This is a genomic window from Sphingobium sp. (genome assembly GCF_035511395.1).
Lineage (GTDB): Bacteria > Pseudomonadota > Alphaproteobacteria > Sphingomonadales > Sphingomonadaceae > Sphingobium.
Genome location: NZ_DATKFP010000408.1, coordinates 1 through 19,511, shown reverse-complemented (window position 1 = coordinate 19,511; position 19,511 = coordinate 1). Strand labels below are relative to the sequence as shown.

The window sequence follows — 19,511 nt, the reverse complement described above, 5'->3', positions numbered from 1 at the left end:
GTGAAGGCGCCCCTCGCTTCCAGTCCGAGCATCCCCGTATCCTGGGGCGAGTTGCTCGACAAGCTGACGATCCTGGCGATCAAGCGGGATCGCATCGCCACGCCGGACGCGCGGGCGCATGTCGATACCGAATATCGCCTCTTGCAGCGGGCCGGCAGCGAAGCGCTGGCTTCCGGCGAGCTGGGCCAGCTCGTCCAACGTCTCGAACGGGTGAACGCGCGATTGTGGGAAGTAGAGGATGCGATCCGCAAACAGGAGGCGATCGCCGATTTCGGGCCGGCCTTCATCCGCCTTGCAAGATCGGTCTACAGGTTGAACGATCAGCGAGCGGGCATCAAGCGCGAGATCAACGATCGGCTCGGCTCCGAGATCGTGGAGGAGAAAAGCTATAGCCGCGGCGACGTGGGTCATGGCCGTGGGCTATCGGTGCATCATGCCGCGCCATCTTTGGCCGCAATCGGTCCGGTTGGAAACGATCGCTGATGCACGGCCAAGCGAGCAGCACCGTGCGTCGCGACCGGTTCGGCATCCTGACCTTCCACCGCTGCATCAATTACGGCTCCTACTGGCAGGCCCGCTGCCTGGTGGAGGGGCTGCGCAGCATTGGCGCCGACGCTGTTCTGCTGGATCATGCGTCCGTGGCGATCGAACGGGCGGAATTGCGCTGCGCCTTTCGGCCCACCTTGCCCATGCGCACGCCGCGCTCCGATTTTCCGGCCTATGCGCGCAAGACCCGAACGTTCCGGCAAGCTTTCGCGCAACTGCCTCTCTCCCCCGCATTCCCGCTGGACCAGCCGGAGACGATGGAGGATTATGACGCCGTCATCGTGGGCAGCGATGAGGTGTGGAACCTCCAACATCCCTGGTACGGCGGGTGCGAGACTTTCTATGGACAGGGAATAGCCGCGCGACTGGTCGCTTATGCGGCGAGCTTCGGCAATCAGAATGCCGCCTGGGGGCTGTCCGATCATTGGGCGCGACGTCTGCGGAATTTTTCGGCGCTGTCCGTGCGGGACGACAACAGCCGCAGCATCATCAAGGCAGCGCTCGGCCATGAGCCCGCATTGGTGCTCGATCCATGCCTGCAGTTCCCGCCGCCCACACGCGCCCGGGCATCCGAAGATCGGCCTTATGTCGCGGTTTACGGTCACGGTTTTCCAGACTGGCTGGCGCGATACGTCCGGCGATGGGCAGACGGCAACAATTATCGCCTCCTCAGTATCGGCTATCGCAACGATTGGGCCGACGAGCAGCGCATCGATGCAGGCCCCGAAGAGTTCGCCGAACTGATCGCCAGAGCCCAGGCGGTCGTGACGAATTTCTTCCATGGGTGCGTGTTCGCGCTGCTCAACCGGCAGCCGTTCGTGACGGCGCCGTCCGCCTATCGGTTCAACAAGGTGCGCGACCTGATGGCGCTATTGGGCACGCAAGAGCGTATGGTGACAGAGGGGACAAGCGACCGCGATTTCTCACGCCTGCTCGATGCACCGATCGATGAATGCGCGGAGGCGCGCATCGTGGCGCGACGAACCCAATCCGATCGCTATATCCGTCAAGCACTGGCGTTGCGGTCATGAGGCCCCCGCCGGATCGACTGGTTAGTCCGCGCGATATGGTGTCTTCGGGCCTGTGCACAGGCTGCGGCGGCTGCGTCAGCCTTGCCGGGGAGGCGCAGGCCCATCTGGCATGGGACGCCGACGGGCAGTTGAAGCCGCAGGGTGAGCGGCGCTGGCATCGCGGACGAACCGAGTCGTTTTCCAAATGCTGTCCTTTCTCTCCGATCGCGCCAGACGAGGACATCATCGCGGCCGACCGCTTCCCTCGCGCGCGCCATATCGATCCCTGGATCGGCCGTTTCGAGGCGGCTTATGTCGGCCATGCAGTCGAGCCCGGCTTCCGCGACCGGGGCAGCTCAGGCGGCATGGTGAGCTGGGTTGCGGCCGAACTGCTGCGCCGGGGCATGGTGGACGGCGTCGCCCATGTCGCACCGGTCGATCCCACCGATGAAGCCTTCTTCGGCTATAGTATCTCGCGTGACGAGGACTCCCTGCGCGCAGGGGCGAAGTCCCGCTATTATCCCGTCGAGATGTCCGCCATATTGCGGGAAATGCGCGATGTGCCCGGCCGCTACGCCGTGATCGCCATCCCGTGCTTCATCAGGGCGGTTCACTTGGCTACCCGCGCCGATCCCATTCTGCGTGAGCGTATCGCTTTCACCATGGGACTGGTTTGCGGCCATATGAAGAGCCGGCATATGGTGGAAAGCTTTGCCTGGCAGATGGGTATGGGTCTCGAAGACGTCAGCCAGGTCGATTTCCGGGTGAAGGACCCGGATCGTCCGGCAAACTGGTATACGGCCCGGCTCGACCGACGGGATGGCGAAGCGCGAACGAAGGATTGGTGGCATCTCGTCGACGGGGATTGGGGATCGGGCTTCTTCCAGAACCGCGCGTGCGACTTCTGCGACGATGTCGTGGCTGAGACGGCGGATATCAGCTTCGGCGATGCCTGGGTGGAGCCCCATTCGTCCGATGGTCGGGGGACGAATGTGGTAGTCGTCCGCTCAGCCATATTGCACGCGCTGATCTCGGAAGGGCGGGCGGCAGCCCAAGTCGAACTCAAGCCGGTCGACGCCGCGTTCGTCAGGGAGACGCAAGCGGCCGGTTTTCGGCAGCGACGCGAGGGGCTTGCCTATCGGCTCGCCTGGCGCCGGTCAGGCGTGCAGCCACGCAAGCGCGTCGTAGCGGATCGGCACAATCTGCCGTTCCGTCGGAAGCTGATCTACCGGCTTCGCCACGGCATCGCGCGCGGCAGCGTGGTCCTGTTCCGAGTGGCTAGGCGCTTTCATCAGCCTGGCCTTTTCATCCTTGGGGGCCGCTCCGCCTTGGCGATATATCAGGGAATGACCTATTCCCGCGGCTGGATCGGGCGCGTATTCGACCGCGCCGAGCGGCTGATGACCAGATTGCGTTGATCAGACGAAAAGCTCTGGTCGACGCAGCAGCAATGCCTGCGACAACATGATGAGTTTGGGATCGACGCACTCTCCGGCGAACAATTGTCTTCGCAATGTCGACAGACGGATTTCCGCGACCGTGATATTTTCCATCTCGCCCTCCGCGCCGCCACCTTTGCCGATCCGATCGGTTGCGGCATAGGGTGCCAGGAACAGGTGGAGGCGTTCCGATGACAGCGCCGGCATGGTCCAGACGCACGCGACGGGTTCCAGCGCCCGCAACAGGACGCCCGCTTCCTCTACAGCTTCGGCGCGTGCGCAGTCCTCGGCTTCGCGACCGTCCAGAGTGCCGGCGACCGCCTCCCAGATCGGGGAAGCGCCGGCAGCCAGAAGGGGAGCGCGCGGCATTGAAACGATCAGCGCCGTACGCGCCACCGGATCATAGGGCAGCACGGCTGCGGCGGAGCCATGGTCTTCTAGATGCCGCTCGACCTCGGTGCCGCAGGGCATGCGCACCCGCAGCCGGCGCAACCGATACCAGCCGTCATAAACTATATCGTCGCCCACGATCTGCGCGACGCTCATCGAGCCATTGCCGCAGCGTAGATGCCATCAAGCACGGTTGCGACCGCCGCAAGCCGTTCGCAATCCGGGTCGAATTGCGGAGATCGGGCAAGCTGCTGGATCCAGGCAGCCGCCATCTGCCCGCCCCAGGGATCGCAGGGCATCGACAAGGTCTCTCGCGCCGTGCCGTGAAACAATTCTGCGGAAAAGTCGTAGAAGGAGCCGCCGACGTTGCGGAAGGCTGCGCCACCCTGATCGCCATAGAATTCTGCCGCAATCGCCGCGTCCTGTCCCGCGTGCAAATGCCAGGAACAGGCGATCCGTACGACCTTGCCGCCCGCCAGGCGGATGGTTGCCACGCCATAGTCCTCGACCTGCGCGGCGCGGTCGGTCAACGGCCTGCCCTTGCTGAACAGATCGGCGTCGATGCTCTCTACCTCCGGGAAATCAAGCGCCCACAGGGCGAGGTCGATCAGATGGACGCCAAGGTCCATCATGCAGCCGCCGCCCGACAAAGAAGGATCGTAGAACCATGGCTTGTCCGGGCCATAGGCATTGTGAAAGGTCAGGTCGATTGCATGCACCTCGCCCAGGTCGCCGGCTGTCACCCGATCGCGAATCGCTCGCATGCCGGCGGTGCCGCGATACGACAGATCTACACCGAGCAGGCGGTCGGCCGCACGCGCCGCGTCGATCACCGCTCGCACCTCGTTCAGATCGCGCCCGAGCGGCTTTTGACAGAAGACCGAAATGCCGCGTTCGAGCGCCCGGATCGACTGCTGCGCGTGCAGCGCGCTTGGGGTGGCGATCACGATGCCGTCGAGCGATTGTTCCTCCAGCAGGGCATCCAGCGAGTCGAGGGATGCGGCGTTCGGCGCCAGCAGGCATGCTGCGCCTCTGTTGTCCGACAAAGCGTCCGCAATGGCCACAGTTTCGATCAGGCCGGTATCCAGCATCGCTTCCATGCGGTTGCGGCCGATCCAGCCGACGCCAAGAAAGCCGATGCGCGGGCGGGCCATGACCGATGCCTGCGCGTGCGAGGATGCCGTCGCTGTCATAACGTGACGATCGCCTTTATGAAACGGTCGGGCTTGTCGCGGGTTGCATCGAGCGCTTCGTCGAGCCGATCGAGCGGATAGCGGTGGGAGTAGAGCGATTGAGGATCGAGCCGACCCGATACCACCGCCTCCACCGCATCCCTGACGCCGCGCGCATAGATCCCCGGGTTGCGTTCATGGGCATTGATCACATCGATGCCCCGCCAATTCCAGAGCCACATGTTCACCTGCCGCGGACCGTCCTGATGATAGCCGGCGATGATCAGCCGGCCGCGTTCCGCGGTCAGTTCTCCGGCAAGGTCTAGCGGCCATGATTTGCCCACGCACTCGATAACCCGGTCGCAGAAGCGTCCGCCGGTCAGCGCTCCCACCTGATCGATGATCGCGTGATGATCGTCCATGACGATTGTTTCCGCTGCGCCCTGGTCGCGCGCCATATCCAGCGACGACTGCCGCCGGGAAATGGCGATGACCCGAGCGCCAGTGTCCGAGACGAGGCTCGCCAGGATCGCGCCCAGAAAGCCGATGCCGATGATCGCGACCGTCTGGCCAGCCCGTATGTCCGAGCGACGGAAGATGTTGAAGGCGCATCCAAGCGGCTCTCCGGGAAAATCCATGCCGTCCAAAGCAGACGGCAGCAACACCACGGCGCTCTCATCCGCAATGTCATACTCGGCGTAGCTTGCATGGGACAGGGTCGCTACCCGGTCGCCGAGCGCCACAGATGCCACGCCATCGCCAACTGCGTCGACGACGCCCCACCCTTCATGGCCTAGCGATCCCGGCTGCGTCGGGAACTCTTGCCATTCCGGCCCCGCCCAAGGCGTAAGGTTGGAGGCGCAGACGCCGCAACCCTCCAGCCGGATGCGCACTTGGCCGGGGCCAGGTTCGGGACGCGCCACAGTGTCGATGCGGATCGTGCCCGGTCCAGTCACGACCGCCGCGCGCATGGTAGCCGCGCCCGCGCGGCCTGCGAGCGCGGCCGGATCGATGGTCAACAGATCGCTCATTCGGCCGCCACCGCTGTCGGGTGTTCGGCCCCGATGAATATCTTCAGCGCCTCATGCGCCTGATCGTCGGTCATCTGGCGCGGCGGGTGCTTGCAGAAATAGGCGGCCGCCGGATGGATCGGCCCCGCCAGCCCGCGATCCCGCGCAACTTTGGCGCAGCGGATCATATCGATGGCGACACCGGCCGAATTTGGGCTGTCCTCGACAGAAAGTCGCAGCTCCAGGTTCATAGGCACCCCGCCAAACAGCTGACCTTCCATCCGCAGGAAACAGACCTTGTTATCATTCTGCCAGGCGACATAATCGGACGGGCCGATATGGATATTCTCGTCCTCCAGCCGGGTTTCGGCGACGGCCTGTACGGCTTCGGTCTTGGAGATCTTCTTGGACTTCAGCCGGGTCCGGTTCGACATGTTGAGGAAGTCGGTATTGCCGCCGGTGTTGAGCTGATAGGTCCGATCGAGCTTGACGCCGCGTTTGGCGAACAGATCGGTGAGCACGCGATGAACAATCGTGGCGCCAAGCTGCGCCTTGATGTCGTCACCGATGATCGGCACGCCGGCCCGTTCGAACCGAGCCGCCCATTGCGGATCGCTGGCGAGGAATACCGGGATATTGTTGACGAAGGCGACGCCTGCCTCCAGCGCGCATTCGGCGTAGAACTCCGTCGCCTGCTGCGATCCGACCGGCAGATAATTGAGCAGCACGTCAACCTTGGCCCCGCGCAGCCGCTCGACGACCGCATCCTTCGTCGCTTCCAGCGCGTCGGCGGGCAGAAAGGTTCGCTCGTCAACATGGTCCGCCATATGCTCGGCGAAGCCGTCGAGCATACAGCCCATTTCGACGAGCGTGCCGCATGGTTCCACCTCCGGGCAGAAGGCCTGCGTGCAATTGGGCTTGGCGAAGATCGCGTCGGCCACATCCTTTCCGACCTTGCGCCTGTCGATATCCCAGGCCGCGGCGACACGGATGTCACAGGGGCGATATCCGCCGATGTCCCAATGCATCAGGCCGTGATGGTCGTTGCACTCGGCGCGATAATAGGAAAGGCCCTGCACCAGCGAACTCGCGCAATTGCCGATCCCGATGATGCCGATATTGATCGAAGGCGGTGGCATGTATCTTCCCTTTCTCAGGCGATGCGGGCGATCGGCAGCGCCGGTTGCGCAGGCGCGTAACGTTCGATCGCCCACCCACAGAAGTCGGCGAACGCCTGCGGATCGTGAACGGCGCTGCTGTGGTGCGGTGCGATACCCAGATGCTCCGGCGTGAAGCAGAAGGTGACGGTCACATCGAAATCGGCGAGAGCATCCATCTGCCGGTCAAACCAGTCGACCGCATCGGGGCGGAAGCTGTCCGCCCAGGAAAGCCCGGTGCGCAATTGCTTGACTCCCAGCCGCTTCATCCAGGCGACGGCATCGTTCAGTCGTGGGTCCTTGAAATGGAACCACTGCATCAGACCCATCTCGCCCGCCACCTTTGCATAGTCGTCCAATGCCAGCTTCGGCATGCCATCGGCGCGGATCAGGCCCATGTAGAAATGACGGTAATAGCTGGAGCCTTCCGCCTCACGATGGCGAGTGGTGGCGCCCCAGTCCTGCGGCAGGTCATAAAGGCTGTACCAGTAGACGCGCGGCACGCGGCCGATCAGCAGTTCGGCCGTTCGGTTGAGGCCGAAGACCTGCACCTCCTCGGCGCCGAAGGAGCCGACCCCGACTTCCGTCACCCAGATCGGCTTGTCCGGCACGATTGCCTCAATGTCGGCGATCCGGTCTGGCCATTCATGGATCGGCCAGAGATTCCAGTCGAGCGGAAAGCCATGCACCGCGACCACGTCGATGGCATCCAGCGCGCCATGACCGCGCATTCGGTTTACCCAATGCGGGTCGATCGGCGACATGCCGCCCAGCACCCGCGTGACGGCCGGGTTGACCTCGCGGATCGCCTTTCCGGCGCGGATCACCATATCGGCATAGAGCGACCAGTCGGGGTCGATCTCCGGGTCCCAATGCGATTTGTTGTTGGGCTCGTTCCAGATCATCGCGGCTTCGATCATGGGCGCTTCTCCTCCTGCGGTCCGAATGCCGGGTAGACGGCCGGGCTGCCCATCCACTCCGCGTAAGGAACGGGGCCGATACGGCAAAGATAGACTTCCTCCTCGGGCTGCATCTCGACCGTGAAGCCTGCGGCGCGCAGCATCGCCTGACTGCACGCGGAGTTGGGCGCCCACCAGTTGGTCCAGTCGTTCGCGAACTTCTTCTCGATGAAGTGCATCCGCGGGTAGGCGGGATTGTCGAAGAAGCTCGGCGGCCTGCTGGTGCCCGGCACATGGAAAGGATGGTCGTCGGGGACCTGAAGGACATCGGGCGGACCCTGCTGCATCGTCTGGAACAACAGCAGATCACCGGCCACGTGCTGGCGAATGAGGTCCAGCGCCAGCAGCGGATGACGCAGGTGGTAGAGCACGCCCATGAAGATGACGATATCGAAGCGGCGGCCGAGTTTGCCGACATCATAGACCGACAAGTTTTCGAAGCTGATGCCCTGGAAACCGAGCGTGTCGGCCGCGAAGCGTGCCTGTGCCAGGTAGCGGTCGTCAGAGTCGATGCCGATGACCTCGGCCGCTCCACGGCGCTTCATCTCGATCGAATAGAAGCCGGCATTGCAGCCGATGTCGAGCACGGTCTTGCCCGAAAGATCGGCGGGGATCGCGGATTCGAAGCGCGCGAACTTGAATGCGGGATAGTCGCCCAGGAAATGATCGGGCGCGGTCTGTTGTCCTCCAATCCGCAAGTTGTGGAACCAGGGACCGAGCGCGACGATCTCCCGCCGCAGCGCCGCCTCATCATCTTGGCCAGAGGCGATGGTCGCAGTCTTCATGCCGGTACCTCATTGATGCGCGTCACGCGGGCGCCGTGCGCGCTCAGTTCCACCGTGCTGATCGATCCCGGATCGACATCGAACCGCAGGATGTTGTCGAGGCTGAGCCCCAGATAATGCGCGATCGCACCGCGAATGATGTCGCAATGGGTCACGCACAGGATGGTCTCGCCTGGATAGGCGAGTGCGGCGCCCTCGATATGGCGAACAGTCCGCTCAACGGCTTCCATCATCGTCTCCCCGTTCGGCGTCCGCGCCAGCGACCGGCTGCCATTCCAATTTTGCCAGCGCGGATCGTCCGCGAGTTCGGCGAAGCTTCGGCCGTTCCAGGCTCCGAAATCCACTTCATCCAGCGCATCGACTTCCTGGACGTCGAGCGCGTGGGCGGACGCGATGATCGACGCCGTTTCCATCGTCCGTGCGCGCGGGCTGGCATGGACAGCCACAGGGCGGGCGCGACAGGTCCACTCGGCCACGCTCGAAGCCTGTGCCCGGCCCTGTGGGGTCAGCGGCGGCGAACCCGCCCGGCCGCTCAACAGACGGCCGAACTCCCAATGTACCCCATGGCGTATCAGGTGCAGGCAAGTATGTGCTGGTAGGAAATTTTGGTCAAGCATCAACATAGATGCTACTTAACCCGGGATAGCGTAGAATTGTTCCTTAACGGAAGTAAGATTAAACGGCAACAAACATATCACTATAGAAACATGGCGATATTTTCGGATAATTATCACGCATTATAACCTAGATTATGCCATATTAATTCATATTAATCTAGCGTGATCGAAATCTGTTCTTTGATGGATTGTAATATTTCAGGAACAAAGGGGTAGAAGAAGATGTTCCTCCATCCATTGCCTGCCGATACCGCGCAATGCGTCCGGGTGATGCCGGCACGAGCGCCAGGTCCATGAAGGGAACATCCGTGGAGAAAATACTTGTTACTGGTGGCGCCGGCTTTATCGGCCGCGCGGTATGCAAGCAGCTTCTATCGCGCGGCCATGAGGTGCGCGTGCTCGACAGCCTTATCGAGCAGGTTCATGGCGCCGGCAAGCGACCCGCGGATCTGGACAGCGAAGTGGAGTTCCTCCAGGCCGATGTGCGCAACGGCAACGCGGTCGAGCGCGCGCTGGACGGTATCGACAGCGTCATCCATCTCGCGGCCGAAGTCGGCGTGGGCCAGTCGATGTACGAGGTCGAGCGCTATACATCCGTCAATGATGTCGGCACCGCTGTCCTGTTCGAACGGCTGATCGACAATCCAGTGCGGCGCGTCGTCACCGCCTCCTCCATGAGCATCTATGGCGAAGGTCTCTATCGCAACGCAGACGGCGATCTGGTTGAGGATGCGGAACGCGGCGCGATTCGCGACAATCAGAAGCTGTGGGAGCCGACCGACCGCGCCGGCCGGCCCCTGGCGCCGGTCGCCACGCCCGAATGGAAACGGCCGAACCTCGCCTCCATCTATGCGCTCAACAAATATGTGCAGGAACGCACGACCCATATCATGACCGCGCCCTATGGCATGGAAGGCGTCTGCCTGCGCCTGTTCAATGTCTATGGCCCCGGCCAGGCCCTCTCCAATCCCTATACCGGCGTGCTGGCGATCTTCGCATCGCGGCTGCTGAACGGCCAGAAGCCGATGATCTTCGAAGACGGCGAGCAACGGCGGGATTTCGTTCATGTAACGGATGTCGCCCGCGCCTTCGCCGATGCGCTGACCCTGCCGCCGGCCGCAGGGGGCACGTTCAACATCGGCTCGGGGCAGGACCGTTCGGTCACGCAAGTGGCCCAGGCGCTGGCCGCCGCCATGGGAAAGAACGACATCGAGCCTGAAATCGTCGGCAAAGCGCGGACCGGCGATATCCGGCATTGCTTCTGCGATACGACGCTGGCCGCCGATGTGCTGGGCTTCCAGGCACGGCAGGATTTTCAGCATGGCCTGTCGGAACTTGCCGAATGGGTCGCGCAGCAGACTGCCGAGGACCGCGTCGCCGACGCGCGCGCCGAACTGGAAGCGCGAGGGCTTGTCGCATGATCGACGCTGATCCACGACCTGTCCTGATCACGGGTGGCGCCGGCTTCATCGGCAGCAATATCGCCGATCGGCTCGCCGGAGAGGGCCACAATGTCATCATCTTCGACTCGCTCGTGCGTCCCGGCGTCGAACGCAATCTCGCCTGGCTTGAAGAGCGGCATGGCGACAGGATCATGCCGCTCACCGCAGATATTCGCGACGATCAGACCGTCGATCGCGCCGTCGGCCAGGCTAAGGCGGTGTTCCACATGGCGGCGCAGGTCGCGGTAACGACCAGCCTTGCCGATCCGCGCGTGGACTTCGCCGTCAATGCACTGGGCACCTTCAACCTGCTGGAAGCCGCACGGCATTGCGCCGTGCCGCCCCCTGTCATCTTTGCGTCCACCAACAAGGTTTATGGCGGCCTTGATGACCTGGAATTTCGCGTCACGGGCGAGGCCTATCAGCCGGCCGATCCCGCGCTGCGGGCACATGGCATCCACGAGAACCGCACGCTCGATTTCCACACGCCCTATGGCTGTTCGAAGGGCGCGGCAGACCAATATGTTCTGGATTATGGCCGCAGTTTCGGCGTGCCGACCGCAGTGCTGCGCATGAGCTGTATCTATGGCCAAAGGCAGATGGGCACGGAGGATCAGGGTTGGGTCGCCCATTTTCTGATCAGCGCGCTAGATGGGCGACAGATCACCCTTTATGGCGACGGTCGCCAAGTCCGCGACATCCTCGATGTGAGCGACGCGGTGAATGCCTATCTTGGAGTGTGGCGCAACATAGCGCGGGTACGCGGTCGCGCGTTCAACCTTGGCGGAGGCGTCCAGAATGCCGTCAGCCTGCGGCAGCTCCTCGACTTTGTCGGCACCTATCTCAAGCTCCCGCTTACCATCGAGATGGCTGACTGGCGGGCGGGGGATCAGCGCTATTTCGTGGCGAATACACACGCGCTGCGGACGGCAATCAGCCTCGACCGGCGCAAGCCATGGCGGCAGGGCGTGGCCGATCTTGCCGAGTGGCTTATCCGGGAGAGACACGCGCAAGACACCCGGGAAGAGCCGGCGCGCCTGAAGGCCAATGCGCTGTGAGGCGTGGCCGGCACCTGTTGCTGACAGCCGACGCGGTTGGTGGCGTGTGGCAATATTCGATCGAACTTGCCACGGCGCTCCAGCCATTCGGCTATGATGTGACGCTGGCCGTGCTGGGGCCGCCGCTTCAAAGCTCACAGCGAGAGAGCGCAGCAGGGGTCAAAAATCTTCGGATCACGGAAACGGGGCTCCCGTTGGAATGGCTCGCGGATGAGCCAGAATCCATCGCCGCCGCCGAAGAGCGCCTCGCGGCAATGGCGGGCGATCTTCACGCCGACATCGTGCAACTGCATACGCCGGCCTTGGCCAACACCGCGCTTTATCCCTGTCCGGTTGTCGCAACATTACATAGCTGCGTCGCCACATGGTGGTCCGCTGTGCGGGGCGGACCCGCGCCCGACGATTTCGTCTGGCGCACGGTGCTGGTAAAAAAAGGGCTGGAATGCGCCGATATCGCCGTCGCACCTAGCGCTGCCTTCGCCGCTGTTGCGCAGCGCCATTACGGCGTCGCGCCGATGGCGGTGCACAATGGCCGCAGCTTGCCGCTTGTTCCGGCCGCAATGCAGGATTTCGTCTTCACCGCCGGGCGACTGTGGGACGAGGGCAAGAATGTCCGGGTGCTGGACGAGGCGGCCGCCCGAATTTGCGTACCGTTCAAGGCGGCGGGTCCACGGCGCTCGCCGCAAGGCGATATGATCAGCCTTCAGGCTTTGCATCCGCTGGGCTCGCTCGACGACGCGGCGCTGGCGCGGCAACTGGCGGCGCGCCCGGTATTCGCATCGGCAGCACTCTACGAGCCATTCGGTCTCGCAGTGCTGGAGGCGGCCATCGCCGGCTGCGCGCTGATACTGTCCGACATCCCCACGTTCCGCGAGCTTTGGGACGACGTGGCGTCATTTGTCGATCCCCGCGACCCGCTAGCCTATGCCCGCGTCATCCAGGACATGGTCGAAGACCTGCCACGCCGGCTGGAAGCGGGACGGCGTGCCCAGCAACGGGCCCGCCGCTACACGCCCGCCGTCATGGCCGGCCGCATGGCATCATTATATGACAAGGTGCAGCGCAGGGTGGCGGCATGAAAATCCGCTATTTCACGCACTCGCTGCTATCCTGCTGGAACCATGGCAATGCGCATTTCCTGCGCGGGGTATTGCGCGAACTCGCGATGCTTGGCCATGATGTTTTGGCGCTCGAGCCGGAGGGCAATTGGAGCCTGTCGAACTTGCTTGCCGACCATGGCGAGGCGGGTCTGACCGCCTTTCGCATTGCCTATCCCGAATTGCGCACGCGCAGCTACGGCGATGACGAGCAGCCGGAGAACCTGTTGGACGATGCGGACGTCGTGATCGTCCATGAATGGAATGAGCCCTCGCTCGTGGCCCGGCTCGGCGACATCAGAGCGGGTGGTGGCGGGTTCACTCTGCTTTTCCATGACACCCATCATCGTGCCGTGTCCGACCCGGGCGCCATCCGTGCCTTCGACCTGTCGGGCTTCGACGGGGTTCTCGCCTTTGGCGAGACGCTGGCGGATGTCTATCGCCGCTGGGGCTGGGGCAACCGGGTCTGGACCTGGCACGAAGCGGCCGACATCCGCCACTTCCAGCCGCCCGAGGAAGAGGGTGAGCGAAGCGGCCTCGTTTGGATCGGCAATTGGGGCGATGGAGAGCGCACCGCCGAGCTGGAAGAATATCTGTTCCGACCGGCTCCGGCGGCGGGCCTGCCTCTCGATGTCTACGGTGTACGCTATCCCGACGCTGCCTTGCGCACGCTGGAGCGCTATGGCGTTCGCTATCACGGCTGGGCGCCCAACGCCGCAGCGCCGGAGATTTTCGCCCGGCATCTCGCCACGGTCCATGTTCCCCGGCGCTTCTACACGAAGCGGCTGCCAGGTATCCCCACGATCCGCATGTTCGAGGCGCTGGCGTGCGGGATCCCCCTGATCTCCGCTCCGTGGAGCGACAGCGAGAGCCTGTTCAGCCCGGGCGATGATTATCTCGTCGCGCGCACCGGCGCCGAGATGGCCCGCCACCTCAAAAGCCTCGCGTCCGATCCCGATCTGCGTGCGTCTCTGGTCAGCAAGGGTATCGAGACAGTGCGCGCGCGCCACAGTTGCGCGCACCGGGCCCGCGAACTTTTGGATATCGCCGCAACGTTGCGGCCCGTCCACCAACCGGAATCCATGGGGACTGTTGCATGAAGATAGCGTTTTACGGCTCCAGCCTGCTGTCATCCTATTGGAACGGCGCCGCCACCTATTATCGCGGCATCCTGCGCGAACTTAGCGCGCGCGGGCACGACATCACCTTCTACGAGCCGGATGCCTTCGACCGGCAGCAACATCGCGATATGGATTCGCCCGATTGGGCGCGCGTGATCGTCTATCCCGCGACGGTGGACGGGCTCAACGGCGTCATGAACGAGGCCGCACACGCCGACGTCGTCGTCAAGGCCAGCGGTGTCGGCGTCTTCGATGACGAATTGCTCGACGGCGTGATGCGGCGCGCCCGGGCGGGCGCCGTGCGGATCTTCTGGGATGTCGACGCCGCGGCGACGCTGGACGAGATGCGCGCCGATCCGGCGCATCCCGTGCGCAGCGCGCTCCCGGGTCTCGACCTCGTGTTGACTTACGGCGGTGGCAATCCCGTTACGCGCGCCTATCAGGAGTTTGGCGCGCGCGAATGCATCCCCGTTTACAACGCGCTCGATCCTGGCACGCATTTTCCCGTGCCGCCCGATCCACGCTTCGCCTGCGACCTCGCTTTCCTCGGCAATCGCCTGCCCGACCGTGAAGCACGGGTCGAGGAATTCTTTCTGAAGCCGGCTGCATTGCTGCCGGAACGCCCGTTCCTGGTCGGCGGCAACGGATGGGAAACGAAGGCGATGCCCGCAAATGTCCGCCATCGCGGCCATGTCTATACCGCTGAGCACAACGCCTTCAACTGCACGCCGCTCGCGGTGCTGAACATCGCCCGCGACAGCATGGCGCATATCGGCTTTTCCCCCGCCACCCGCGTGTTTGAGGCAGCAGGCGCGGCCGCATGCCTCATCACCGACGCCTGGGAAGGGATTGAGCTGTTCCTGACCCCGAACAAGGAAGTGCTGGTCGCTCGCGACGGGCAGGACGTGGCCGAGCATCTTTCCGCGCTGACCCCCGAACTCGCCCGTAATATCGGCCAGGCTGCGCTCGCCCGTGTTCGGCTGGAGCATAGCTACGCGCTGCGCGGCGCCCAAGTCGATGGGATCCTGCGCGAGCATGGGGCGAAAGTCGCTCAACGCCAAGATCAGATGGAGCGCGCATGAAACTCGTCGTCCTGGGACTTAGCCTCTCCTCCTCCTGGGGAAACGGCCATGCCACCACCTTCCGCGCGCTGCTCTCGGCCTTCGCCGCGCGGGGACACGATATCCTGTTCCTGGAACGCGACGTCGCCTGGTATGCCGACCAGCGCGATTTGAAGTGCCCCGACTATTGCCGGCTGGAATTCTACGAAGGCGCGGCGGCGCTTGATGGATGGCGCGGCGAGATCGCCTCGGCCGATGCGGTGATCGTCGGCTCATATGTGCCCGACGGCATTGCCGTGGGCGAATACGTCCAACGCCACGCCCAAGGGGTCACAGCCTTTTACGACATCGACACGCCTGTGACCCTGTCCCGGCTGCGCGAGGGGACTTGCGACTATCTCTCCCCCGCACTGATCGCGACATATGATCTCTACTGCTCCTTCACCGGCGGGCCAACGCTCGACCTCATCGAAGGCCAATATGGCTCCCCGATGGCGCGTGCGCTCTACTGCTCGGTCGATACCGCCACCTACGTGCCCCAGGATATCCCCAAACGTTGGGATCTTTCCTATCTCGGCACCTACAGCCCGGACCGGCAGCCGACTCTGGAACGCCTGCTGATCGAGCCGGCACGTGCCATGCCGGACAAGCGCTTCGTCGTCGCCGGACCCCAATATCCTCCCGCCATCGACTGGCCCGCCAATGTCGATCGCATCGAACATCTGCCGCCAGCCGAACATCCCTCGTTCTACTCGGCTTCGCGCTACACGCTGAACGTCACCCGCGCCGACATGATCGCCGCCGGCTGGTCCCCATCTGTGCGTCTGTTCGAGGCGGCAGCGTGCGGGACGCCGATCATCTCCGACATCTGGCCGGGGCTGGGCGAATTGCTGGCGCACAATCAGGAGGTGCTGCTCGCCGACAAGCCCGAGCAGGTGATCGTCTGGCTGCATGAGGACAAGGCGCAGATCGGTGCGGCGGCGCGGACGCGCATCCTGGCCGAACATGGCGCGGCAAGCCGCGCACGGGAGCTGGAAGCACATCTCGTCGAAGCGGTCACCATGCTGGCGCCAGACAAGATCGCTGCGGCGCAATAGCTGCAATTCGTAAGGACAAGACTGATGAAGCAGACACAAGATGTAGCGCTCGTGGCCGGCGGCGCGGGGTTCATCGGTTCCCACCTGTGCCGGGCTCTGCTCGACCGCGGCCATGAAGTCATCTGCCTGGACAATCTCCAGACCTCGCGCGCCGTAAACCTTCAGTCGCTGGAGGGTGACCGCAACTTCACCTTCATCCGCTCCGACATCGTCGACCCATTGCCCGACGCGGTGACGCGGCGGCGCGACATCGGTCGCATCTACAATCTGGCCTGCGCCGCGTCACCCCCGCAATATCAGGCGGATCCCGAGCATACGATGCTGACCAATGTCGTCGGCACCGATCGCCTGCTGCGGCTGGCCGAACAACATGGCGCCCGGTTCCTCCTCACGTCAACGAGCGAGGTCTATGGCGACCCTGAAGCGCATCCGCAGCAGGAAGATTATCGCGGCTGGGTCAATTGCACGGGGCCCCGCGCCTGCTATGATGAAGGTAAGCGGGCGGCAGAGGCGATTGCCTTCGATTTTGCGCGGCTGGGCCGCGCCGACGTCCGCGTCGCTAGAATTTTCAACACCTACGGTCCCAACATGCACCCGGACGACGGCCGGGTCATCTCCAATCTGCTCTGTCAGGCACTGACGGGCGAAGACATCACCATCTATGGCGACGGATCGCAAACGCGCAGCTTCTGCTTCGTGTCGGACATGGTGGAGGGGCTCATCCGCCTGATGGAAGCCGATATGTCGGAGCTGGCCCCCGTCAATCTCGGCAATCCCGAAGAATTCACCATCCTCGAGCTGCTTGAACAGATCATCGCGGCAACCGGAACGACATCCGACGTGATCTACCATCCCCTGCCCACCGACGATCCGCGGCGTCGTCGGCCTGATATCCAACGTGCTCGGACGTTGCTCAACTGGGAGCCGCGCATTGCGCTGGAGGAAGGCCTCCACATCACATGCACTTTCTTCGCTTCGGAAATCGGCCCGCGCTTTCGAGCGTCCATGTCACAGGTCGCGGCGGAATAGCCCAGAGCGGCAGTTTTTATGGCCAAGCCCCGCACGAGTGAGGACCAACAGGACAGGGTCACGATCGCTCCGCCCGATCCGCCGGGACTCGCATCGGCCCTGGCACGCAATATCCAGGCGTTGCGGGACCGCGAGCGGCTGGAGGATAACAGCGCCAGCCGCCAAACGCGCGTCGCCGAGGCGATCACTTTTTTTAGCGGCAGCATGCGGTTCGTCTATCTGCATCTCGCCTTGTTCGGCGCTTGGATCGTCCTCAACCTGGGCATGTTGCCGCCCGTAGAGCCTTTCGACCCGAAGTTCATCATTCTGGCGACCTGGGCATCGGTGGAGGCGATATTCCTATCAACATTCGTACTCATCAGCCAGAATCGCGCGGCTGCGGCGGCCGACAAGCGCGCGCAGCTGGACCTGCAGGTCAGCCTGTTGGCCGAACATGAAGTGACGCGGCTGGTCCGGCTCACCGCTGCAATCGCGGATCGGCTCGGCATTGCGGAGGCCCAAGACCCGGAGTTGGACGAGCTGGAGCGTGATGTAGCGCCGGAGGCCGTCCTCGACGTGCTCGACGATGAAGAGAGTCCGCGGCAGGAATGATGAGCATGAAGCCGGACATGGGAAGCTCATGCGGTAGGTTGTTCTTCTTATCCGTTCATATGCAGGTAATATTTTTCGAAATCAACATAGGTGAATTCGCGCTTTCGTAGATTGGCTAACATGCCTTTTGGGGGATTAACAGGGACTAGCTATGTTAAGCCAAGTTGCACCGAATGAGGATGTCGTGTTCTTCCGCCCGCAGCACTTCGTCGCGCGGGAAAATGAGTCGCCCGCAGCTGTTCTCCATTTATTGGAAGGGTGGGCCTGCCGCTTTCGCATGCTTGCAGATGGGCGCCGGCAGATCACTGCCCTCTATCTGCCAGGCGAGTGCTGCGACCCCAGTTGGATCCTGGGACGCCTCCCCACCCAGCCGGTCATAGCTTTGACCATCGTTCGCGCCGTACAGTTACCTTGCCGTTTGCCGGTTGGGCCGCAGGGGGAAAACGAACATAAACTTCTGAGAAGTCTGGCCGACAGCTGCGAGCGCCAGGCGAGCTGGCAGGTTTCATTGGGCCGAAAGACTGCTCTTGAAAGGATCGCCCACCTCTTGCTCGAATTGTTCGAGCGCATGCGAGGGGCGGGTCTGGCTTACGGCCAGCAATGCGCCCTGCCGCTGACCCAGATGGATATCGCCGACGTAACCGGCCTCACCCCGGTACACGTCAATCGCACGCTCCAGTCCCTGCGGTCGAAAGGACTGCTGGACCTCCAATCCAAATGGCTCCGCATCCTGGATCTTGGAGGATTGCGAAGAGCCGCGGCCTTGGCACCGGATGAAATGCTGATCTGAATAGCAGACGATGATTGTCTGTGCCGGGAAGTGAGCGCCGATTATCCCATGTTCTGACCGTACAGCAACCGCCGGGAGCTCGCGCCAACTCCTGCCGTTATACCCTGAAATGGTCATCGAGGAGACAATGATGAGCAGCGCTGAACGTACGACGGATCACAGCACTATTCGCAAATGGGCCGAAGACAGGGGCGGTCGTCCGGCCGTCGTTCGGACTAAAGGCGATAAGGGCGGCGTGTTACGTTTCGATTTCGGCGAGAAAGAGGAATCGCTGGAGGAGATCGACTGGAGCGAATTCTTTGCTATTTTCGACGAGTCTGACATCGAACTGTTATATCAGGATAAGGCCAGCAACGGCACCACCAGCCGCTTCTTCAAATTCGTTCGGAAAGACGAAGCGGACGATTGAGGTCGGCGCCTTATGTCCGGTTAAGTCCCAGAAACATCGATCGCACGCACATCGTCGCGGATGACAGGCTCCTCCGGACAAGGTGAATATCGGTAGGCCAGCGCTATCGACCGGGTAGATCATGGGGCGCAGGCAACGTTACTGGACGCATACTCTCACGATCCTCGGGATCCACGGATCCGCCGGGATCTGGCCGAAAATGGTCGTCCGCGCGTTCCGAACCGTCCGGATGCTCGTCGCCCAACAGATCGGTGGGAACATGGCCCGTCGCATCGCTCGGCTCTCCGACCGACTGTTCGGTGTCCAGGTCACTTTCGTCACGCAGAATCTCTGTATCAGAGGCTTCCGTCACATGTTGACGTGCCCCCACACGATCGGCGATCGTCTTTGCGATAACGCCGATCCCGGCACCGAACAATAATCTGCGTATCATGAACCGAACTCCTGGGTGGATGGGTCAAGGTGTTTGAGAAGGCACATCAGGCGCCCGGACGAGGCGCTTGCTGTCCGGTTCGATCGTGGTTGCATGGCGGCCAGCACGCACCGAAACCGGAGAAGCCGGGCCCATCACCAGAGGCGAAGCCTTTCCGGCCTGCCGGTCAAGGGCGCGCGCCACCAGCGCGTCGAGTGCGGCAGCCCCGGCGACGAACGCAACTGCGCCCCACAACGCCGGTCGACCGTTCGCCCGTCTTGCCGCAAAGCCAAGAGCCGTGAGATCCATCAGGTCACCG

20 protein-coding genes and 1 pseudogene are annotated in these 19,511 nt (G+C 63.1%); 13 read left to right on the top strand and 8 right to left on the bottom strand.

All coding sequences use genetic code 11. The features are described 5' to 3' along the window. The 3 genes from VMR39_RS27400 to VMR39_RS27390 are packed head-to-tail and all read left to right on the top strand — an operon-like array spanning position 1 to position 2,974. Positions 1–483: a DUF6165 family protein gene (locus tag VMR39_RS27400; RefSeq protein WP_325421197.1), complete on the top strand. Its 483-nt coding sequence runs from the start codon at positions 1–3 to the stop codon at positions 481–483. Next, a complete protein-coding gene (locus tag VMR39_RS27395; RefSeq protein WP_325421195.1) occupies positions 483–1,577 on the top strand; it encodes a polysaccharide pyruvyl transferase family protein in 1,095 nt (364 codons plus the stop codon). Before VMR39_RS27400 ends, VMR39_RS27395 begins: the two co-directional genes overlap by 1 nt. Beyond that, positions 1,574–2,974, top strand: a complete 1,401-nt coding sequence (locus VMR39_RS27390; RefSeq protein WP_325421193.1) for a Coenzyme F420 hydrogenase/dehydrogenase, beta subunit C-terminal domain — start codon at positions 1,574–1,576, stop codon at positions 2,972–2,974. The genes VMR39_RS27395 and VMR39_RS27390 overlap by 4 nt, the downstream gene beginning before the upstream one ends. Here VMR39_RS27390 and VMR39_RS27385 read toward each other — a convergent pair whose 3' ends face one another. Genes VMR39_RS27385 through VMR39_RS27355 form a run of 7 tightly spaced genes read right to left on the bottom strand, consistent with a single transcriptional unit; the run spans position 2,975 to position 9,085 of the window. Further along, positions 2,975–3,541 (bottom strand): NUDIX domain-containing protein, encoded by a 567-nt coding sequence (locus VMR39_RS27385; protein ID WP_325421191.1) that lies wholly within the window; start codon positions 3,539–3,541, stop codon positions 2,975–2,977. After that, the gene (locus tag VMR39_RS27380; protein ID WP_325421189.1) at positions 3,538–4,578 is read right to left on the bottom strand and encodes a Gfo/Idh/MocA family oxidoreductase; all 1,041 of its coding nucleotides are present in this window, start codon (positions 4,576–4,578) and stop codon (positions 3,538–3,540) included. The genes VMR39_RS27385 and VMR39_RS27380 overlap by 4 nt, the downstream gene beginning before the upstream one ends. Beyond that, the gene (locus VMR39_RS27375) at positions 4,575–5,588 is read right to left on the bottom strand and encodes an MDR/zinc-dependent alcohol dehydrogenase-like family protein (protein WP_325421187.1); all 1,014 of its coding nucleotides are present in this window, start codon (positions 5,586–5,588) and stop codon (positions 4,575–4,577) included. The genes VMR39_RS27380 and VMR39_RS27375 overlap by 4 nt, the downstream gene beginning before the upstream one ends. Further along, the gene (locus VMR39_RS27370; protein ID WP_325421185.1) at positions 5,585–6,706 is read right to left on the bottom strand and encodes an inositol-3-phosphate synthase; all 1,122 of its coding nucleotides are present in this window, start codon (positions 6,704–6,706) and stop codon (positions 5,585–5,587) included. The genes VMR39_RS27375 and VMR39_RS27370 overlap by 4 nt, the downstream gene beginning before the upstream one ends. A gap of 14 nt (positions 6,707–6,720) precedes the next feature. After that, positions 6,721–7,644, bottom strand: coding sequence for a glycosyl hydrolase (locus tag VMR39_RS27365; protein ID WP_325421183.1), 924 nt, complete (start codon positions 7,642–7,644; stop codon positions 6,721–6,723). Beyond that, the gene (locus tag VMR39_RS27360) at positions 7,641–8,468 is read right to left on the bottom strand and encodes a TIGR04290 family methyltransferase (RefSeq protein ID WP_325421181.1); all 828 of its coding nucleotides are present in this window, start codon (positions 8,466–8,468) and stop codon (positions 7,641–7,643) included. The genes VMR39_RS27365 and VMR39_RS27360 overlap by 4 nt, the downstream gene beginning before the upstream one ends. After that, positions 8,465–9,085 (bottom strand): histidine phosphatase family protein, encoded by a 621-nt coding sequence (locus tag VMR39_RS27355; RefSeq protein WP_325421179.1) that lies wholly within the window; start codon positions 9,083–9,085, stop codon positions 8,465–8,467. The genes VMR39_RS27360 and VMR39_RS27355 overlap by 4 nt, the downstream gene beginning before the upstream one ends. A gap of 308 nt (positions 9,086–9,393) precedes the next feature. Here VMR39_RS27355 and VMR39_RS27350 point away from each other — a divergent pair, with 308 nt between their 5' ends. From VMR39_RS27350 to VMR39_RS27305, 10 genes are all read left to right on the top strand, one after another. Next, a complete protein-coding gene (locus VMR39_RS27350) occupies positions 9,394–10,506 on the top strand; it encodes an NAD-dependent epimerase/dehydratase family protein (protein WP_325421177.1) in 1,113 nt (370 codons plus the stop codon). After that, entirely contained in the window at positions 10,503–11,585 is a 1,083-nt protein-coding gene (locus tag VMR39_RS27345) for an SDR family NAD(P)-dependent oxidoreductase (RefSeq protein ID WP_325421175.1), read from the top strand. The genes VMR39_RS27350 and VMR39_RS27345 overlap by 4 nt, the downstream gene beginning before the upstream one ends. A gap of 17 nt (positions 11,586–11,602) precedes the next feature. Further along, a complete protein-coding gene (locus VMR39_RS27340) occupies positions 11,603–12,664 on the top strand; it encodes a glycosyltransferase family 4 protein (protein ID WP_325421173.1) in 1,062 nt (353 codons plus the stop codon). After that, a complete protein-coding gene (locus tag VMR39_RS27335; protein WP_325421171.1) occupies positions 12,661–13,782 on the top strand; it encodes a CgeB family protein in 1,122 nt (373 codons plus the stop codon). The genes VMR39_RS27340 and VMR39_RS27335 overlap by 4 nt, the downstream gene beginning before the upstream one ends. Further along, positions 13,779–14,885: a CgeB family protein gene (locus tag VMR39_RS27330; RefSeq protein WP_325421169.1), complete on the top strand. Its 1,107-nt coding sequence runs from the start codon at positions 13,779–13,781 to the stop codon at positions 14,883–14,885. The genes VMR39_RS27335 and VMR39_RS27330 overlap by 4 nt, the downstream gene beginning before the upstream one ends. Further along, positions 14,882–15,961 carry a CgeB family protein gene (locus VMR39_RS27325; RefSeq protein WP_325421167.1) on the top strand — a complete coding sequence of 360 codons (1,080 nt, stop codon included), beginning with the start codon at positions 14,882–14,884 and terminating at the stop codon, positions 15,959–15,961. The genes VMR39_RS27330 and VMR39_RS27325 overlap by 4 nt, the downstream gene beginning before the upstream one ends. A 24-nt stretch (positions 15,962–15,985) precedes the next feature. Next, entirely contained in the window at positions 15,986–16,990 is a 1,005-nt protein-coding gene (locus tag VMR39_RS27320) for a UDP-glucuronic acid decarboxylase family protein (protein WP_325421165.1), read from the top strand. A gap of 18 nt (positions 16,991–17,008) precedes the next feature. Beyond that, positions 17,009–17,581, top strand: a complete 573-nt coding sequence (locus VMR39_RS27315) for a DUF1003 domain-containing protein (protein WP_325421163.1) — start codon at positions 17,009–17,011, stop codon at positions 17,579–17,581. Between the two features lie 151 nt (positions 17,582–17,732). Further along, a complete protein-coding gene (locus VMR39_RS27310) occupies positions 17,733–18,371 on the top strand; it encodes a Crp/Fnr family transcriptional regulator (RefSeq protein ID WP_325421161.1) in 639 nt (212 codons plus the stop codon). Between the two features lie 130 nt (positions 18,372–18,501). Beyond that, positions 18,502–18,780 carry a hypothetical protein gene (locus VMR39_RS27305; RefSeq protein ID WP_325421159.1) on the top strand — a complete coding sequence of 93 codons (279 nt, stop codon included), beginning with the start codon at positions 18,502–18,504 and terminating at the stop codon, positions 18,778–18,780. Positions 18,781–19,237: 457 nt separating this feature from the next. Here VMR39_RS27305 and VMR39_RS27300 read toward each other — a convergent pair. Continuing rightward, positions 19,238–19,511, bottom strand: a pseudogene (locus tag VMR39_RS27300) (hypothetical protein); the annotation flags it as partial.

What these genes read in the sequence shown, in the direction of transcription:
- VMR39_RS27395 (WP_325421195.1), top strand. Translation starts at nt 483, where the DNA reads ATGCACGGCCAAGCGAGCAGCACCGTGCGTCGCGACCGGTTCGGCATC.
- VMR39_RS27305 (WP_325421159.1), top strand. Translation starts at nt 18,502, where the DNA reads ATGAGCAGCGCTGAACGTACGACGGATCACAGCACTATTCGCAAATGG.
- VMR39_RS27320 (WP_325421165.1), top strand. Translation starts at nt 15,986, where the DNA reads ATGAAGCAGACACAAGATGTAGCGCTCGTGGCCGGCGGCGCGGGGTTC.
- VMR39_RS27330 (WP_325421169.1), top strand. Translation starts at nt 13,779, where the DNA reads ATGAAGATAGCGTTTTACGGCTCCAGCCTGCTGTCATCCTATTGGAAC.
- VMR39_RS27375 (WP_325421187.1), bottom strand. Translation starts at nt 5,588, where the DNA reads ATGAGCGATCTGTTGACCATCGATCCGGCCGCGCTCGCAGGCCGCGCG.
- VMR39_RS27380 (WP_325421189.1), bottom strand. Translation starts at nt 4,578, where the DNA reads ATGACAGCGACGGCATCCTCGCACGCGCAGGCATCGGTCATGGCCCGC.
- VMR39_RS27345 (WP_325421175.1), top strand. Translation starts at nt 10,503, where the DNA reads ATGATCGACGCTGATCCACGACCTGTCCTGATCACGGGTGGCGCCGGC.
- VMR39_RS27315 (WP_325421163.1), top strand. Translation starts at nt 17,009, where the DNA reads ATGGCCAAGCCCCGCACGAGTGAGGACCAACAGGACAGGGTCACGATC.
- VMR39_RS27365 (WP_325421183.1), bottom strand. Translation starts at nt 7,644, where the DNA reads ATGATCGAAGCCGCGATGATCTGGAACGAGCCCAACAACAAATCGCAT.
- VMR39_RS27355 (WP_325421179.1), bottom strand. Translation starts at nt 9,085, where the DNA reads ATGCTTGACCAAAATTTCCTACCAGCACATACTTGCCTGCACCTGATA.
- VMR39_RS27310 (WP_325421161.1), top strand. Translation starts at nt 17,733, where the DNA reads ATGTTAAGCCAAGTTGCACCGAATGAGGATGTCGTGTTCTTCCGCCCG.
- VMR39_RS27335 (WP_325421171.1), top strand. Translation starts at nt 12,661, where the DNA reads ATGAAAATCCGCTATTTCACGCACTCGCTGCTATCCTGCTGGAACCAT.
- VMR39_RS27325 (WP_325421167.1), top strand. Translation starts at nt 14,882, where the DNA reads ATGAAACTCGTCGTCCTGGGACTTAGCCTCTCCTCCTCCTGGGGAAAC.
- VMR39_RS27385 (WP_325421191.1), bottom strand. Translation starts at nt 3,541, where the DNA reads ATGAGCGTCGCGCAGATCGTGGGCGACGATATAGTTTATGACGGCTGG.
- VMR39_RS27390 (WP_325421193.1), top strand. Translation starts at nt 1,574, where the DNA reads ATGAGGCCCCCGCCGGATCGACTGGTTAGTCCGCGCGATATGGTGTCT.
- VMR39_RS27360 (WP_325421181.1), bottom strand. Translation starts at nt 8,468, where the DNA reads ATGAAGACTGCGACCATCGCCTCTGGCCAAGATGATGAGGCGGCGCTG.
- VMR39_RS27370 (WP_325421185.1), bottom strand. Translation starts at nt 6,706, where the DNA reads ATGCCACCGCCTTCGATCAATATCGGCATCATCGGGATCGGCAATTGC.